This is a genomic window from Streptomyces sp. NBC_00122 (assembly GCF_045160845.1).
Taxonomy (GTDB): Bacteria; Actinomycetota; Actinomycetes; order Streptomycetales; family Streptomycetaceae; genus Streptomyces.
The window spans coordinates 7,357,233-7,372,133 of record NZ_CP108191.1 but is presented as its reverse complement, the minus strand read 5'-3'; the positions used below and the strand labels follow the sequence as shown (position 1 = coordinate 7,372,133).

General features: G+C 70.0%; 18 protein-coding genes and 2 pseudogenes. 5 read left to right on the top strand and 15 right to left on the bottom strand.

All coding sequences use genetic code 11. The features are described 5' to 3' along the window. Positions 1 to 327: 327 nt before the first annotated feature. Positions 328 to 726 (top strand): STAS domain-containing protein, encoded by a 399-nt coding sequence (locus tag OG737_RS33870; RefSeq protein WP_405681273.1) that lies wholly within the window; start codon positions 328 to 330, stop codon positions 724 to 726. 62 nt (positions 727 to 788) lie between these two features. On the opposite strand, the gene OG737_RS33865 is transcribed toward OG737_RS33870, so the two are convergent. After that, entirely contained in the window at positions 789 to 1,004 is a 216-nt protein-coding gene (locus OG737_RS33865) for a hypothetical protein (protein WP_405676326.1), read from the bottom strand. Between the two features lie 200 nt (positions 1,005 to 1,204). Between OG737_RS33865 and OG737_RS33860 the strand changes: the two are divergent. Next, a pseudogene (locus tag OG737_RS33860) lies at positions 1,205 to 1,480 on the top strand (DUF6207 family protein); the annotation flags it as partial. A 99-nt stretch (positions 1,481 to 1,579) separates the two neighbouring features. Here the strand turns inward: OG737_RS33860 and OG737_RS33855 are convergent. The 3 genes from OG737_RS33855 to OG737_RS33845 form a co-directional block, all read right to left on the bottom strand. Continuing rightward, positions 1,580 to 2,056, bottom strand: a complete 477-nt coding sequence (locus OG737_RS33855; RefSeq protein ID WP_405681524.1) for a hypothetical protein — start codon at positions 2,054 to 2,056, stop codon at positions 1,580 to 1,582. A 666-nt stretch (positions 2,057 to 2,722) separates the two neighbouring features. Further along, positions 2,723 to 3,112 (bottom strand): hypothetical protein, encoded by a 390-nt coding sequence (locus OG737_RS33850; protein WP_405676328.1) that lies wholly within the window; start codon positions 3,110 to 3,112, stop codon positions 2,723 to 2,725. A 506-nt stretch (positions 3,113 to 3,618) separates the two neighbouring features. Continuing rightward, complete coding sequence (locus tag OG737_RS33845; protein ID WP_405676332.1) at positions 3,619 to 4,479, bottom strand: replication-relaxation family protein; 861 nt, start codon at positions 4,477 to 4,479, stop codon at positions 3,619 to 3,621. Between the two features lie 616 nt (positions 4,480 to 5,095). Here OG737_RS33845 and OG737_RS33840 point away from each other — a divergent pair. Next, positions 5,096 to 5,551 (top strand): hypothetical protein, encoded by a 456-nt coding sequence (locus OG737_RS33840; RefSeq protein WP_405676334.1) that lies wholly within the window; start codon positions 5,096 to 5,098, stop codon positions 5,549 to 5,551. 273 nt (positions 5,552 to 5,824) lie between these two features. Here OG737_RS33840 and OG737_RS33835 read toward each other — a convergent pair whose 3' ends face one another. The 11 genes and pseudogenes from OG737_RS33835 to OG737_RS33785 form a co-directional block, all read right to left on the bottom strand. Further along, complete coding sequence (locus OG737_RS33835; protein ID WP_405681274.1) at positions 5,825 to 6,229, bottom strand: transposase family protein; 405 nt, start codon at positions 6,227 to 6,229, stop codon at positions 5,825 to 5,827. After that, positions 6,211 to 6,657, bottom strand: a complete 447-nt coding sequence (locus OG737_RS33830) for a hypothetical protein (protein ID WP_405681525.1) — start codon at positions 6,655 to 6,657, stop codon at positions 6,211 to 6,213. The genes OG737_RS33835 and OG737_RS33830 overlap by 19 nt, the downstream gene beginning before the upstream one ends. 72 nt (positions 6,658 to 6,729) lie before the next feature. Continuing rightward, positions 6,730 to 7,185, bottom strand: coding sequence for a hypothetical protein (locus OG737_RS33825; protein ID WP_373914526.1), 456 nt, complete (start codon positions 7,183 to 7,185; stop codon positions 6,730 to 6,732). 107 nt (positions 7,186 to 7,292) lie between these two features. Next, positions 7,293 to 7,625, bottom strand: coding sequence for a winged helix-turn-helix domain-containing protein (locus tag OG737_RS33820; RefSeq protein ID WP_405676340.1), 333 nt, complete (start codon positions 7,623 to 7,625; stop codon positions 7,293 to 7,295). Then, complete coding sequence (locus OG737_RS33815) at positions 7,622 to 8,038, bottom strand: hypothetical protein (protein ID WP_405676342.1); 417 nt, start codon at positions 8,036 to 8,038, stop codon at positions 7,622 to 7,624. The genes OG737_RS33820 and OG737_RS33815 overlap by 4 nt, the downstream gene beginning before the upstream one ends. A gap of 376 nt (positions 8,039 to 8,414) precedes the next feature. Beyond that, positions 8,415 to 9,309 (bottom strand): annotated as a pseudogene (locus OG737_RS33810) (IS982 family transposase). A gap of 63 nt (positions 9,310 to 9,372) precedes the next feature. Further along, positions 9,373 to 9,705: a YrdB family protein gene (locus OG737_RS33805; protein ID WP_405676344.1), complete on the bottom strand. Its 333-nt coding sequence runs from the start codon at positions 9,703 to 9,705 to the stop codon at positions 9,373 to 9,375. A 1,218-nt stretch (positions 9,706 to 10,923) separates the two neighbouring features. After that, a complete protein-coding gene (locus OG737_RS33800; protein WP_405676346.1) occupies positions 10,924 to 11,508 on the bottom strand; it encodes a DUF721 domain-containing protein in 585 nt (194 codons plus the stop codon). A gap of 24 nt (positions 11,509 to 11,532) precedes the next feature. After that, a complete protein-coding gene (locus OG737_RS33795; protein WP_405676348.1) occupies positions 11,533 to 11,757 on the bottom strand; it encodes a hypothetical protein in 225 nt (74 codons plus the stop codon). Then, positions 11,754 to 12,323, bottom strand: coding sequence for a hypothetical protein (locus tag OG737_RS33790; protein WP_405676350.1), 570 nt, complete (start codon positions 12,321 to 12,323; stop codon positions 11,754 to 11,756). Before OG737_RS33790 ends, OG737_RS33795 begins: the two co-directional genes overlap by 4 nt. A 108-nt stretch (positions 12,324 to 12,431) precedes the next feature. Further along, positions 12,432 to 13,739, bottom strand: a complete 1,308-nt coding sequence (locus tag OG737_RS33785) for a serpin family protein (protein WP_405676352.1) — start codon at positions 13,737 to 13,739, stop codon at positions 12,432 to 12,434. Positions 13,740 to 13,946: 207 nt separating this feature from the next. Here OG737_RS33785 and OG737_RS33780 point away from each other — a divergent pair, with 207 nt between their 5' ends. Both OG737_RS33780 and OG737_RS33775 read left to right on the top strand, forming a co-directional pair. Further along, entirely contained in the window at positions 13,947 to 14,303 is a 357-nt protein-coding gene (locus tag OG737_RS33780; RefSeq protein WP_405676354.1) for a hypothetical protein, read from the top strand. 13 nt (positions 14,304 to 14,316) lie between these two features. Next, positions 14,317 to 14,598 carry a DUF6087 family protein gene (locus OG737_RS33775; RefSeq protein WP_405676356.1) on the top strand — a complete coding sequence of 94 codons (282 nt, stop codon included), beginning with the start codon at positions 14,317 to 14,319 and terminating at the stop codon, positions 14,596 to 14,598. Positions 14,599 to 14,901: the final 303 nt, after the last annotated feature.

The window sequence follows — 14,901 nt, the reverse complement described above, 5'->3', positions numbered from 1 at the left end:
GACAACGCCACCCCGGCCCCTCAGAGATCCAGAACCTCTAATTACTAACGAATTAGAGGTGTCCTCCTCGCCAGGGGGCTTGCCCACCGGGTCTGATCTGCAAGAACAGACCATGTCCGATTTAGGAGGGTCTCACCTCCGGTCACACCCTCGGTCCCCCGCTGAAAGCAACCCTCCAAGCAACGGTCCAGCCTCCTCCCGGTGCAACCCCGGTCCCGGCCTCTACGCGCGCCTCAGCGCGCCGCACACCAGCCCCAAGCCGTACGGGCCACGATGGGGCCCCGTAGGTCCTGAGCCTTCGGGTGACGGGAGCAGAAATTGATCAACGTGGACGTCCGGCACTGTGGCAGCTCGATTCTGATCAGCGCCACCGGGGAGCTCGACGAGGGTGCGGGAGAAGTCCTCCAGCGCGCGCTGGACCACGCGACCATGGACGAGCGAGATCTCCTGGTGGACCTGCACGCTGTTGCGGCCATGGACGTCGACGGCCTGCTCCACCTCCTGAACCTGCACCGGCGCGCCGAGCGCATGCGCCTACGGGTGCTGGTCACCGGCTGGCAGCCCCAGCCCCAGCAGTGCATGGCCACCGTGGCCGGCATCCCCGGGCCCCGAGCGGGCACCGGGGAACGCTACGCCCTGGCAGGCTTCCGCCGACTCCTCGAGGAGAAGGCGCAGCGCGCACGGGAGCGATCCGACTTCGCCGACGGCTGGCTGCCCCGCGTCTAGCACCGCCCTGGCGTCGCTGCGGCTCGGCACGGAGGAGCATTTCCGCCGGTGTGGAGGGTGCTTCAGGCGGAGGGGTCCCACGCCTCGGGGCCTGCGCCGCGCCATTCCACGAAGTCGGGGTCGGTGAGGTCGACGTCCTCGGCGTTCTCCAGCCCGGCGTCGGCGAGGAAGACCCGGATGTCGGACGGGCGGTGCGCGACGCCGATGGCGACGCCGTCGTAGCGCACCCGGCGCCAGCCCTGCTCGTCGGGCGGGTAGACGATCAGCTTGGCAGCCATGCGCCCGGCCTGTTCCCGTCACTCCCCACCGGCACCCGGCCGCGCGCGAACGGGTGACGCACGCCGAAGGCAGCAGCTCGCGGACAGCCGCACTGGCGTCTCCGGCCGCGAGGTACGTTCAGTAGTACGGGGTGCGGCCCTGGCCACAGGAGCCGCGACGGGGGCCGCACCCCGACAGCACGAGAGCGTCCTACCGGACGATGCCCGCGGCCGGAGCCAGATTCCACTCCCTCGTGCGAGTGGAGCCGAAGCCGCCGGCGAACCGCCCCGGTTCCACCGCCGTCGCAGCGGTCGTGAAGCCGATCGACGAGCAGCACATCGCGGAGCCCGGCCTGGTGGTGCTGGACATCACCGGCGGGGACGAGGACACCGTCCGAGCCGTCATGGTCACGCTGGAAGAGCGCTGGGCAACCTCAGGCATCGCCCCCGTACGCCGGGATCCCGGCGAGCCCGGTGTCCGGGCCCGGATCTACGCCGACGTCCTGCGCCCGGGACGGGAGCCCATGACCACAGGCCCTGGGCAAGCCGCCCTCGCGAAGGGCTTGCCCAGGGTCACCTTGGGCCTGCCCAGGCGCTCAGGATTGGCTGGCGGCCGGCTCCCACAGCGGGTGGGCACGGCCGGTGCTGGCGCAGTGGAAGCACTGGCCGCCCCCGGCCGTTCTGCGGGCCCCGATGGTGCCGACGGCCTGGCGCAGGAGCTGGGTGAGCCCGTGAACGTGGGCCGGGTGCAGGACGAGTTCGTGACGCGTGCCCACCACGATTTCCAACGTCTCCCCGGGAAGAGCACGCCTGTCGTCCGTATCCAGGGCAGGCACCAAATCCGCTACCAGGTCGTGCAGGTCGGCCATGGTCTCCCCGCCTGCCAGCTCCACCCGCACCCTCCAGAGGAGTTCCGGCCGTGTGAGAGACAGCAGCGCCTCCGGCCTCAGAAAGGGAAGAGAGCGGTCGGGCGCTTCGGGGTGGGATGCGTGAAGTCGGGTCAGTGCGCGCCACATGGCGCTGGGATCGTGGAACTCAGGTCCGGACGGATTCTCCTGCTTGTCTTCGCTCATGAATCTGGTCTACGGCTGGCGAGGTGGCGTCGGCCGGCTCCGGGCCGGCGCGTCCCAGACGGTGACGCCACGACCTCGGGAATCATCCCGCCACGCGATCCGAACGCTGGGCAAGCCCTCCGCGCCAAGGGCTTGCCCAGCAGAACGCGTGACCGGTCGGCGGGCCTGCCGTGACCGATCCGTCCCCGGCAATCGGTCAAACAGCACGTCAGCGCCGTGACCGACCCGTGCAACTCCCGACCGAGGCGGTGACCGGTCATCGGTCACCCGTGACCTGTGACAGCGAAGCTGGACCACTTGTCATCGAAGTTGGACGGACGGCTGTTTACGCCAGCGAAGATGGATCACTGCATGGTTGGTGACAGCGAAGCTGGACCGGCAGGGGCTTGAGCTGCGCGATCCCGGAGTCCGGCTCGCCGGAGGACCGCTCTTTGCCGGCACGTGCCCGAGCACCACTGGCGGGCGCGGGACGGCTCGAGGTGGGCCGTGGAGGTTCCGCATGCCGCACATTCCCGCTGGTCACAGCCTCTGGTGAACTCCTGCTCGAAGGAGTGATCCGAGCACCAGGGGTTCCGCCTGAGGGGCTCGAAGGGGCAACGGCAGGTCAGCCAGGACGAACAGGCACACCCAGAAGATCTGCACCCGACTAGGTTCACGTCGAGAGCGTCAGCACTTCTCCTTCCGCGCCTGCTGGATCAGCGGCTCGGCCTCGTCCAGCGTGAAGGTGACCTGCCAGGTCTCGGCCGCCCGGTGCAGGGTGTCGGCGAACTCCTGGTAGCCGTGGTCCTGTTGAGCCGCGTCGGCGGCGCGGTTGGTCGCCGTGTTCAGGTACTGCTCGGCGGCCTGGTAGTAGGGGTCGGTCAGATTTGACGGCCGGGGGCGGGCGAGTTGGTCGGTCAGCTGCTGCAGGGAGGCGCAGGCGGACTTGGCAAACTCGCGCGCCGCCACCGTCGCCTTGGAGGGCGTCGAGCTGCAGGCCGCCAGGGAGAGCGTGGACGCCAACAGCAGGGGCAGGGGCAGTGACAGGCGAAGTATCAGCTGACGTCGACTAGTCATGGGTCAATCCTAGTTAGCATGACGGCCTGACCGCCCGGAAATCCGGTGGGCCCGCAGCCACCGTCCCGCCCGGCCCACATCTGGGCCTTGTCTGCTCTGGCCTGCAACGCGGCCATCAACGACGGCACCGCTTCCGCCCACTCTCGCCTCAACGCCCGCGCACCTCGGCGGGCTCGTCACCTGCGACGGTAGAAGCCAGCCACACGATCACATACCAAAACCCCGCGAAGCACCCCAGCGAGGCACCCGCACCGAGCATGCACACACCCCAATCGGTCCAACTTTCTCGTCGCTAAACAGCGTTGGTCCAACTTCGGTGGCAATCCGTCCAACTTCGCTGTCACAGGTCAACCCGGCATCGGCCAGCCGCGGCTCGCCGGGAAGCCCAGGGGGCCGTGACCGACGCCGCCTGGCCGGAGCGCCTCCGGCCGGGGTGGGCAAGCCGCCCTCACGGGTGACTTGCCCAGGCTCGCCTGGGGCTTGCCCTCAGCTCGCAGGGCCTGGCCTCACCGTGCCTTCGGCAGTGCGGCCAGGGCGCGGCGTTCCTCGCCGTGGCCGTTCCCGACGACCCGCCACACAGGCCCGTCGGCTCTGTCGCGGGTCAGGATGGGCAGGGTCGTGGTCGCCACGGTGAGCCGGTAGTTCACGCTCCCCACCCGGCGGGCCCGCTCGTGGAAGGCGGCCTCCCTCGTGGCCGGCGCCGCGCGGCGTGGGGCCGGGGCGAAGACGAACAGCACCGACGGGAACGGCCGCTCCAGGGACGGGCCGGCGTAGGTCTCCTGCCAGTGGGAGCGCGGTGCGCGGGCGGCGTTGCCGCGGCCGGATGCCGGGGCGTTGCGGTAGGCGTCGTAGCGCTCCAGTTTGGCGACCAGGCGGGCGTAGGACATCGTGCGGTCGATCTCCACGAACGCGCTGGAGCCGCTCGCCAGGAGCACCACGCCGTCGGGGATCAGGTTCCCGGCCGGGGTGGGGTGGGCGACTTCCACCTGCCAGTCCGCGTGGTCGGCTACCTGCGCTTGGTGGAAGGCGACGACGATGTCGACCAGGGCGAGGCCGTGCTCGCGCAGGCCGGTCTTGCTGGCCGCGCGTCTGCCCGTGGTCCGGCCGACCGTCGGCGCGAGTTCCCCGGAAGCCGCGGCTTCAGCGAGACCCGCTGGCGTGCAGTACCAGTAGCTCTGCTGGGCGCGGTGGGTCCGGCCGACCAGAGCCGGGGATTCGTCCTGGAGGTTGCGCAGCGCCCGGCGTACATGGTCGGTGCCCTGCTGGTGCGGCAGCAGGAGCTCCTGCAGCTGGCGGGGGGTGGCCAAGCGCAGCTGGGCGAGGGTCAGCAAAACCTCGCCGCGGATGTCCGCGCCGGCCTTCGCCACCGCCTTCCGGGCCCGGGACGCTTCTCCAGGTACATCAGTACTGGGAGAAGAGGAGTTGCAACCGGCCGGGGCAGGCGAATCCGGGGCCTGATCAGCCACAACGCTCAGGCGGCGGCCGACGGCTGCGGGGCTGGGAGCGGGGCTCGCCGCAGGGCTCACAGCGGGGCCCGCCGTCGCAGCTGTGCCAGCCGCAGCCAGCGGAGTGTGCGGGTGGGGTCGGTGGTCATCGGATCCTCGCAGTTCTCCGGCAGTCGCAGCCGGATCGGTGACAGGTCCGGCCCACACGCTGAAGTGCGCGCGGGCCGGGGCCACCGTGCGAAGCCACCCCTTGACCGCGGTCTGACCATCACCGACGACGGGTGTCCGTTTTCGCCTTGACTACCCCTAGACCGGGACGATTTGTCCGTGGCCGACACCACACCGCGCGGCCAACCGCTCAGCCGTGCCTGCCCTCACTCTTCCGTCACGCCGCCCCGTCGGCGCCGCGCTCCTGGAGCCGATCCGGGGCGGAGACTTCTCCCCCTCCGGCACCGGACTCTGTCCACAGGGCCCCGAACCGATGCTCGGTTTCGAGGCCGCCGCGAACAGCGAGGCGGCCCGTACATAAGGAGCCGACATGCCCGACACCACCGCGCCGTTCGCCCCGATGACCCCGCACGCGGCGATCAGCGCGTTCAGCTACCTGCGCGCCGTCCAGGCCGTTGAATTCGAAGCCGCCGACGAGTTCGCCGGCGCCGAGCCGCGGATGGCCGAGCTACTCGTCGACGTCCTCGAGCGGATCGTCGTCCCCGTCACCGCTCTGGCCGACGATGAGCCGTGCGACGCGGCCTTCGCCCTCGAAGCCGTCGGGCGCGTCCTGGTGAAATCCCTGCGCATCTGGGAGCAGACCGGCCCCGGGGCGGCGGAGGGCATCGCTCACGCCGTCATCGAGTTCGTGTTCCACGTCCTCACCGAGGACCACGAGGACGTCGCCGATGTCCTGCGCCAGCTGGAGGCGGTCGGAGTGGGCCAGGCCCTCAATGCCCATCCCGCACCGGATCGTGCCCACCCGGTGCGCCTCTCCATCGTGTAGTCCGCACCGGGAACGGCGACGGTGCGCACCGCGCCCATCGGGTGGACTCCACCGCCGAGCACCGCACCGCACCGCACCGCACCGCACCGCACCGCACCGCACCGCACCGCACCGCACCGCACCGCACCGCACCGCACCGCACCGCACCGGGGCCATGATGCGCACCACCGTGAGCCTCCGCCAACTTGAAGTCGCAGGTCAAAGGGCTGGTGTGAACGGTCCTCGGGGTGCTCATGCTGGTCGTGGACGGGAGTCCGCGGAGAAGATCATCCGTCAGCGGTTGACTTCGAGGTTCGTCAGGACGAGCAGAGCGCGCAGAAGCCGGGTGGCGCGGGCGGGATCGGAACGGAGCTTGGCGAGGATCCGCCAGTTCTTGAGGTGGGCGAAGCCGTGCTCGACCGGTGCACGTCCGACGGCGAGGACGCGGTTGGCGTCCTTCTGACCCGGGGTGAGCTTGTGGGTGCGGCTGGCGGCGTAGCCGGTGACGATCACGGGGTCGCGGATGTCGTTGTCCAGGCCGCGGAAGCCGAGGTCGGCCAACGCTCCGAGGCCGGCCGCGCGCAGGTGGGCCAGGATGTGGTCGTGGCGGGCGGCGGTGTTGTCGTGGGTGCGGCCGGGCCGGGCGGCGGATATCCAGATCAGACGGCCTCTCTCGTCGGTCAGGGCGAGGAAGTGCAGGCCATGGCTGTGGTGCTTGCCGGAATAGTTCCGCCGATCGGCCTTCCGGTGCGACGTTGGGTGCGGATGAGGGTGCCGTCGATCAGGACCACCTCCCCGCCCTGCCGGGCGACCGTCTTCAAGGCGCGGTCCAGGCGCGGCGCCTGGGCGGCGAGCAGTCCTATCAGCTCGTCGCGCCAGCGGCGGACGGTGGACTCGGACACGTTGTTGCCGCCGGCCATGTCGGCCAGGCGCTGATCGTGGCGCAGTACGGCCAGGACGATCACCGCGATCTTCCCCGGTGGCAGGATCCGCCACCGGGACCGAATCGCCTTCAGATGGCGCCGCAGTAGATCGGCGAGGTGGTTGACGGTGCGCGTGGACAGCGGCAGGCGACACTGGTAGACAAACGAGCAGGTGTTCTCGGCGCGCTTTTTGACATTCTTCACACAATTCCAACGGCCGCCGGGGGCACCCCGGTTACGCCTGTGCCGAGCCGTTCCGAGTAGCGGCGTTCCTGGTCACAGGCGGGTGGTGAACCGACCGTCGGGCAGTTTCCGGAGCCAGCCGCGATCGACGAGTCTGACCAGCTTGCTGCGTAGTGGTTCCAGCTTGGCCCGCACGCTGACGTCCACCCCCACCACTTCGCCGACCCCGCGGGCCATGACTGGTCCGGCGGCCTGCCGCACGGCGGCGAGGATGCGCTGGTAGTCCGGCGGGAGCATGCTTTCGTCCGCGCCCGGCTCGCGGTGCGGGATCAGCATCACCGCCCGGCCGCCCACCTGGCCAGGTATCGGCACAGCCTGGGCGCGTTCGTCGGCGAGCTGCTCACTCACCCGCTCAAGGACACGTTCGGCGACAGCGAGTTCGTCACGCTCAGCCCGTACTTCCGCCAGCTGCTTGGCCAGCCGTTCTTCGAGTTCGTCCAGTTCCGCACGCCGTGCAGTGATCCGTTCCACCAGTTCGGGATCCAGCATGCGTCGGATCGTAGAAGGCATCCGGGCGACACCGAGGAGAAACCGACCAGCTGGCTGAGAACGGCTGCTCACACCGTGGCCAGCCGTTCTCGCCTGTCCATGCCGCTCTATTGCAGTGGGCCCGCGATCGCCGTCAGCGCGGCAAGGTGGCGCCGGTAAGCATCTGCTCCGTCCTCGGTCAGACGCAGCCAGGTCCGCGGCCGACGTCCGACCTGCCCTTTCTCGACTGTCACCCAGTCCGCTTGTTCCAGGCGCGAGACCTGTTTCGACAAGGCGGAGTCGGTGATCTCCACGAGATCCCGCACGTAGGCGAACTCGGCCTTCTCCACAGCAGCGAGAGCTGCGACGATCGACAGACGCACAGCCGAGGCCAGAAGAGGAGCGAGGTCGTGTCGCGGGTGAGGGGCCTGCCCTGCACCGACCGAGGCTTCCGGCATCATGCGGCGCGCGCTTCCCGCCAGGCCGCCGCGGAAGCCGGCAGCGCGCATACGAGAGCAGCCACGGCGGCGAAGGCGACGCTGCTCACGAAGACCGTGAAGCCGAGCACGAGGGCCAAGACGTAGGCAGCCGCCCAGGCACCCACCACTTTGAGGTGCAGGCCGCCGTAGCCGCGCGGAATCACAGGCTGTCGTACGGCGAACAAAGACAACCCCATGACCACGAGGGCATTTGCAAGTGCGCTGACCAGTGCCCCCGTCGCCCCGTGCCACAGCAGCACGGCAGGAACCAGGACCAGCTGCCAGACAGCGAACAGCCACAGGTAGCCCACGTACCAGCGGCTTCGCACCCGCGCGGTTGTCTCGATCCGCGCAGTCCCCTTCAATGCTGCGGCTGCAGCAGCCTGTTCACCCATGGCACACCCCTCCCGTTGCCGCCGAGGGGCCCTTGTTTACGCCCCGGCATCTACTTTCCACAGTAGCAACTACTTGACGGGATGGAGACTCGGCAGCGTGTATGCGGGACCTATCGGCTCGAGTTGGCGAGCGTCACCCCGTGCTGTCCGGTCCGGGTCTACTGGATCACTCTCCATGGCGCGGCCACGTGGCCAAACAAGCCGCCCGACTGACAGACGATCTTCTCCTCAGACTCCCGCCTACGACCAGCACGAGTACCCCGAGGACCGTTCACACCAGCCCTTTGACCTGCGACTTCAAGTTGGCGGAGGCTCCGTGCACCGCACCAGGTGCGCAGCTGCGGTGGCGGGCCCTAGACGAGCAAGTCCTATGTGCTCAGTGATCAAATGCGATGAGGGAGCGCATGATGGGTGCTCCGGTCTTGTGGTTGTGCCAGATCGTGGCGGCCATGGCGAGAATGCGCTGGGCGACGCGGACGGCAACACCCTCGCGAGTGCGGCCGCCGTGCTGTTCCAGGCCCAACTGTCCCTTGAGCGTGTCGTTCACAGACTCGATCAGCTGGCGTACGGACTTGAGCAGTCTCTCGCCCTTGCGCTTCTCCTCCCGCTTGAACGACGGCCTCAGCAGCTCGATCCCCCGCATCGCGAGATCGTTCTCGAACTCCTTGGAGGCGAAGCCCTTGTCGGAGATCAGGAGGAGTCTGGGCCTGTCTGTGACCAGGCCGGCCTCGACGTCAAGCATGGACTGCAGTACTTCGCGCTTATCCATCTTCGGGTTCGCAAGGGCCCACAGGATCGGGATGCCAACCGGCGTGCAAACCAGTTACAGGCGTAGGCCCCAGAAGAACCGGGAGTGGGACGCGCAATACCCATATCCGGCCCAGCCCACCATCTCTGAACGTTTCGCTGTCGGCCGGGACATCCCACACGGCACTGGTGTCGAGTCGACGATCCAGTGATTGTCGAACCAGAAGTCCGTGTCCACGGCGAGCATCCGTATCGCCTTCTTCACCAGTGGCAATGCCGCCTTGAGGCGCTTATTGTACCCGGACTGCTGCGGCAGGTACGGGAACATCGCGGCCAAGTGCGTGTGCGCGTACCGCAACCAACGCGTCTCGGAATGGAGGCCGAGCAGCGCCTAACGCGACCGCGAGGGTGACCAGCTCGGCATCGGTCAGCTGCGGCGGCCTACCCATCCAACGGCTGGCTTCCAGCTCATCATCGACCTTCACGTACAGCGCGGTCAGCAGAGTGTCCAGGTCATTCGTCACGCAACGATCTTGGACACCCTCTGTGTGTTCCCGAACGCACCGCCAACCTGATATGGGGCGGACTCAATGCCTGACCAGCCACAAGACCCGGTCCCACGACAGAAGGTGGTACACGACCAGCACACCGGCGAGCATCACGGCGAGAGTGCGGGATCCCGCCGCGTGCAACGCCGCGGCACCGCCGAAGAACACAGCCAGCTCCAGCAGGAACCGCAGCGGACCAGGTGTCGCAATCACGGTCTTCCCGGACCGGGATGCATCGTCTGGGGTGGCGAAGACTCCCCACAGCACGGCCACGATCAGGGGAACGGCAACCACGCAGACATACCGCAGGGAACCAGGCACGACAGCCCATGCCCAGAGCCCGAAGCACACCAGAGCCACCAGCTCCAACACGAACCTCACACCGAGAGACAACGGGTGAAAGCCATACCCGGACGACATACGCGCAGTTCCCTCCGTCGTAGTCCCTCCAGGATCACAGACCGCCGCACGGGAAGTTCAAGAACCACCAGATCAGACATCGGACTTATTCGTCTAGTAGGTGAGCCGCTTCTCCGTCACCAGGTAGGCGGTCCTCATCGCCCCTCCGAGGGGGGTCACAAAAAGGCGCACAGGGCGTGGTGCAGTTCGGTGGGGCTGCTGTCCTGATCGACCCTCTGAGGGGTCCCAACGGGAACGTCGGTACGGCCCGCAGCAGCGGACGGCCGCGTCGTCATGGATCCTCCGAGGGGTCACAATAGGGCGTCGTCGGCCGCTATGGCGGTCATGGTGGCGGGCCCTCATCATCCCTTCGAGGGGTCACAACACGATACGGATCGTCTGCGGGGCGCCGTCGCGCGGCATCTTCATCGCTCTCCAAGGGGTCACAACCGACAGCCGCCAGCTCCCCGCCAGCCGCGGCACCTGCCGTCCTCATCGCCCCTCCGAGGGATCACAACTGGCAGGCGGCAGCGCGACCCAGGCGGCTCGATGCCGTCTTCATCGACCCTCCAAGGGGCCACACCGTCGCAGAGGTGCTTACATGGCGAACATCCTCATCGGCCTTCCGAGGGGTCACAACCAGCGCACCCACACTGGGAACACGTCGACACCGATCGGTCCTTATCGCCCCTCCGAGGGGTCACAACGAGCGGTGCCGTCCGGGTGGGCGGCCATGGTCAGCCGGTCCACATGGACCCTTCGAGGCGTCACAACGTGGAGCGCTTGCCGATGCCGCGGCTGGTCAGGCCGTCCTCATCGCCCTCCGAGGGGTCACAACCCTCCGAGGACCGGCGCCCGGAGCGGGGATGCCCCCCTGCCACTCCGACGATCGCCGCCCAGACGGACTGCTTCCCGTGCACGCGGGGGTGAACCGGCCATGCCCAGGAGGGCGATGCGGTGCTCGATCCCCCTGCGTCGGCGGGCGTTGTTCAGCGATTGGTAGACGCGGTATCCGAAGGCGTCTGCGCTTCGGAGCTCGTGTCTCAGGTCCGCGCACGCGCAGAACAGTTCGCGCAGGGCCTCCACCTTGTCGGAAGTCAGCCGGTCCAACTCGGTGAACTGCGGAAGCGAAGTCATCCCTCCCAGGAAGTCGCTGCTCACGATCGGTGCCCGCGCCGCCACGACGCCGGCTCATGCCACCTCACCGGCCGCCCGCCGGGGGTGAGGTGCCGAGGGCAGGGTTGCTCCGGCTCGTTCGGCGCGGGCCCGGCGCAGGGCGGCGGCCTCGGTCGCCGCGGCCTGGCGGCAGCGCTGGAGGCGAACCTGCTCGATCGGGGCCGGTGCGTCGTCCGCGACGACGTCGGGCTCGGGGAACGCCCGGGAGAACAGCTCCCGCATCGCGGCGGTCTGCCGCTCCACCGCTTCCGCGATGTGCGGGTCCACCCGGGAGGTCCGGGCGGCCTGGCGGTGCGCCTCGATCGCGAGGCGGTAGCCGTCCGGCGGGGTGGGGCGCTCCACCGGCGCGGCGGGCGCGGTCGGCTGCGGGGCCGGGGCGGCGGCCGCCACCGTGGTGGGGCCGGCCTTCATGGGTGCGGGCGCCAGGACCTGCAGGGCGCGGACATCCACTGTGGCCACGGTCTCGTTCACCGTCGCGATCAGCTTCGGCGCGCTCCAGCGCAGCTTCGTGCCGACGGCCGGAGCGTCGGGGATGACGTCCAGGCGGCCGGTGTCCGCGTCGAACTTCACGGCCTGGACCCGCCCGGCGAGCTCGGGCACGGCCGTGGCGAGGATGGTGCCGAACTAGGCGAGGACGCTGCCGCCAGCAGCCGGGGCGACCATGCCGCGCTCGGTCATCATCATGCCGATCGCCGCGCCGAGCCCGAGCGGCTCGCGCCCGTCACGCCGTACGACCGTGCCGGTGCGCCGCTTCACCTTTTTCGTCTGGCTGGTGCCGTTCTTCTTCGCCCCTTCCCGGGCCGCGACCAGGGCCTGGCGCGCGAGGTCGACGCCGCTCAGCTCGGTCATGCGATCACCGCCCCGGCCGTGCGTGGGGCGAGCTCGCGCAGCTGCTCCATCCGTGCCGTGAGCAGGTACTCAGCTACGCGCTCGCGGGCCGTGTCGGCGGCCTTGGTCGCGGCGGCGATGGCGTCGGCGCCGTTGGGGTTGTGCTTGAACCAGTGGCGGCCCTGCTCGGTCTTGTACGCCCGCCGGGCCCCCGCTTCGGCTCCTTCGGTCCGGCCCAGCATTGCCAGGGCGGTGTCCTGGTACTCCTGAACGGCCTGTTGCGCGGTTTGGAGCGCGGCGAAGGCGTACGCGTCCTGCGCTGCCTCGGGGTTGGCCTTCAGGGCGGCTACGTCGGTGATCTGCAGGAACTCCTGCCACGCGGCGGCGACGCTGTCGCCGATGGCCGTCCGGGCCCCAGCGGCGACGGCCGCGACGTTGCCCGGGTCGGTCACGTCGGCGGACCAGGCCGCGGCGAGGAGCCCGGCCTCACCGATCAGGGCCTCGGTCTGACGGCGGTGGTCGCAGCGCTCGCACAGCCCGGCCGCCCGCTGCTGCCCGCAGTCCTCGCACGGCAGGGCTTGGCGCACCGCGTCGTCGGCGGTCGCAGCCGCGCGGTCGGCCTCCGCCTGCTCCGCGGCTGCCGCACGGGCGGCGGCCCAGCCTCTCCTCCGGCACGCCGGAGCCCTCGGCGACGCTCACTGCGCTTCCTCCGCCCGCTCCGCCGAGGCCCGCTGCTCCGCCTCCCACTCGGCGTCCGCTGCCTCTTCCTCGGCCCGCTTCTGCCACTCCTCGTACTCGGGGTACTCAGGCTCCTCGTACGGCAGGGGATCGGTGACCCAGCCCGCTGCGAGCACCAGGCGGGAGGTGCGGTGGACGGCGAGGAAGCCGAAGGGGCGGTCGAAGCAGACCTCGGCCTGCCGGGTGCGGTAGCGGAACCGGGGCGGTGCGGCCGCGCCGGCGTACGCCGCGACGGCCGTCACGGCCGCGGCCTCGAAGCCCTCGGCGTGGAAGCGGGCCATCGCCGACTGGCGTGCCGAGCCCACGGCCAGGGGGCGGGGGCTGATCCCCGGGAAGTGGCCGGCGCCGGTGTCCGAGGCGGAGGCGAGGCCGAACAGGCCGGGATGGTCGAGGAGATCGTGCTCGGTGGTCACGTCGAAAGCCGTCGTCTGGATGTGGAGATACGGCTCCGGATCCAGCGACAGGACTGTCCCGATGCGCAGGCCGGGACCCGGGTTCCCCTCGGGCAGCAGGCTCGCGCCGGTGGCCGCGAGCGCGCGGGTCACCACGTCCACCCCTGCGGACAGCACCCGACGCGGCGACGCACCGGGTGCGCCCAGCACCAGGTGGACGTCCACGCCGCCGTCGCCGACCACCTCGAGCACGGTGACCGGACCCGCCGGGGTCTGCGCCACGCGGACCCGGTCCAGGAGGGTGGTGCTGCGGCGCAGCGCGGTGAGGCCCCGTCCGGCCCAGGGGCCTTCGGACGGCTCGACGATCCCGGAGCGGAACGGCTGGATCCAGCGCAGCCGCTGGGCCAGCGCCGAGGCGAGCACCAGCTGGGTGTGCCCGGGGGGCGGCGGGAAGTCGACCGGCATCCGCTCGACCAGGCCGCCCGTGCGTTCGGCGGCCCAGGCGTGGAGGGTCTTGGCGTCGGTGTCGGGGTCGCCGGTCAGCAGCCCGTGCGCGCCGTCCGGGAGCGCGTCCAGCCACCGCTGCTCCAGGGGCAGCTCCTGCAGGGCCCACAGCCCCGTGGCCGTCTGGAGGCCCCGTACGCCGGACAGGTCGGCGAGGAGTTCGCGTGCGGCTGCGGCCGCCGAGTCGGCGGATATGCCGAGGGCTTCGGAGAGTTCCCCGCGGGCGGGGCCGGCCGCGCCGTCGGCCAGGAGGGCGAGCAGGGGCCAGACCCCCACGGCCATGAGGACCGTGCCGGTGTCGCCGGCGACGGCTTGTTCGGCCCAGCGTGCGGTGAGCCGGTTGACCGCACGGATCGTCGAGTTGCGCATGATCGGGAGGGTAAGGGACGAACGCCGCCGGGCCGCAGCCGATTTCCCCGGTCGCCGCTACGGCAGGCTCCGGTGGCCGACGTCGTCGGCGAGGCCGCCGTTCAGCGCGAACTGCACGGCGGCGGGACGGGGCTAGGGAGTGTGGCATGTCCGACCGTGCGGGCAGCCTCGTGGGGCTACCCGCACAGGCACGGAAGGGGGCCGCCGGTGAGTAGCCGCTGGCATCGGGCGATCGCCGAACTGAGCGCCCAGGGTGGTCGCCGGTACGCGAGCATCCACTTCGAAGACGCCCTCGCACTGCGCAAGCCCGGCTTCGACCGGGTACGCGTCATGGACCGCATCGGGCTCGCCGCCGCCCTCTTCGACGAGGGCGAGGCCGAAGCCGGGGCCGAGGCCGCCCAGCAGGCACTCGATGACGCGGCCCGCGTCGACTCCACCCTCGTGACCTCCCGACTCAACACGCTGCTGCACGCGGCCCGCCTGTACGAGACCAGCGCCGTGGACGACGTACGGAACCGTGCCAGGGATCTCGCCGCCACGCGTCCGACCACTGTCGCGGCCTGAGAACATCGAGCACATGGCCAAGCACCGCCGACCGGGACCACCCAACCAGCCCTCCCGCGCCGTCCCCCGCGTCGATGCCGACAACCCACTCGCCCCGTACAACAAGCGGCGCCGCCCGCCGATGGACATCTACCGGCGCCACCGGCCCGTACACGGCGGCGCCAGCCACCTCCGCCCCGACGAGCCTCGCGTCCTGGAAGAGTGGGACGGCTTCGCGTACCAAGCGATCGGCACCGCCCCCAACCTCGCGGCGGCCCAAGAGTGGATGAACGAACTGCCGGGACTCTGTCCCTGACTGTTCCTGGACGGCCATTGACCTGGGGCGAGCCCCAGGGGCAGAACGGCCTGGGCGTGCGTTCCAGAATCCGGAACACACGTCAGTGAACTGCGAGCCGATGTGGGCGATTGTCCCGCGACACCCTGGGAGCTCGACCGCTGGCCGACCTGCGGCACGAACTCTTCGGAGACCACGGACGGTTCGGTCTCGTTGCCGGTGGGTGGCGGGTGTGGGATCTTCGGTGTGGTCTCGCGAGGCGGGTCCGGCCTGATGGGCCATACGGGGGAGATATCCGTGACTGTGCGGGTTTTGGGTGGTCGC

Excerpts from the sequence above, each read along its gene's own strand:
- OG737_RS33865 (WP_405676326.1), bottom strand. The coding sequence starts at position 1,004 with ATGGCTGCCAAGCTGATCGTCTACCCGCCCGACGAGCAGGGCTGGCGC.
- OG737_RS33855 (WP_405681524.1), bottom strand. The coding sequence starts at position 2,056 with ATGAGCGAAGACAAGCAGGAGAATCCGTCCGGACCTGAGTTCCACGAT.
- OG737_RS33850 (WP_405676328.1), bottom strand. The coding sequence starts at position 3,112 with ATGACTAGTCGACGTCAGCTGATACTTCGCCTGTCACTGCCCCTGCCC.
- OG737_RS33840 (WP_405676334.1), top strand. The coding sequence starts at position 5,096 with ATGCCCGACACCACCGCGCCGTTCGCCCCGATGACCCCGCACGCGGCG.
- OG737_RS33825 (WP_373914526.1), bottom strand. The coding sequence starts at position 7,185 with ATGCTGGATCCCGAACTGGTGGAACGGATCACTGCACGGCGTGCGGAA.
- OG737_RS33820 (WP_405676340.1), bottom strand. The coding sequence starts at position 7,625 with ATGATGCCGGAAGCCTCGGTCGGTGCAGGGCAGGCCCCTCACCCGCGA.
- OG737_RS33815 (WP_405676342.1), bottom strand. The coding sequence starts at position 8,038 with ATGGGTGAACAGGCTGCTGCAGCCGCAGCATTGAAGGGGACTGCGCGG.
- OG737_RS33795 (WP_405676348.1), bottom strand. The coding sequence starts at position 11,757 with ATGACCGAGCTGAGCGGCGTCGACCTCGCGCGCCAGGCCCTGGTCGCG.
- OG737_RS33785 (WP_405676352.1), bottom strand. The coding sequence starts at position 13,739 with ATGCGCAACTCGACGATCCGTGCGGTCAACCGGCTCACCGCACGCTGG.
- OG737_RS33775 (WP_405676356.1), top strand. The coding sequence starts at position 14,317 with ATGGCCAAGCACCGCCGACCGGGACCACCCAACCAGCCCTCCCGCGCC.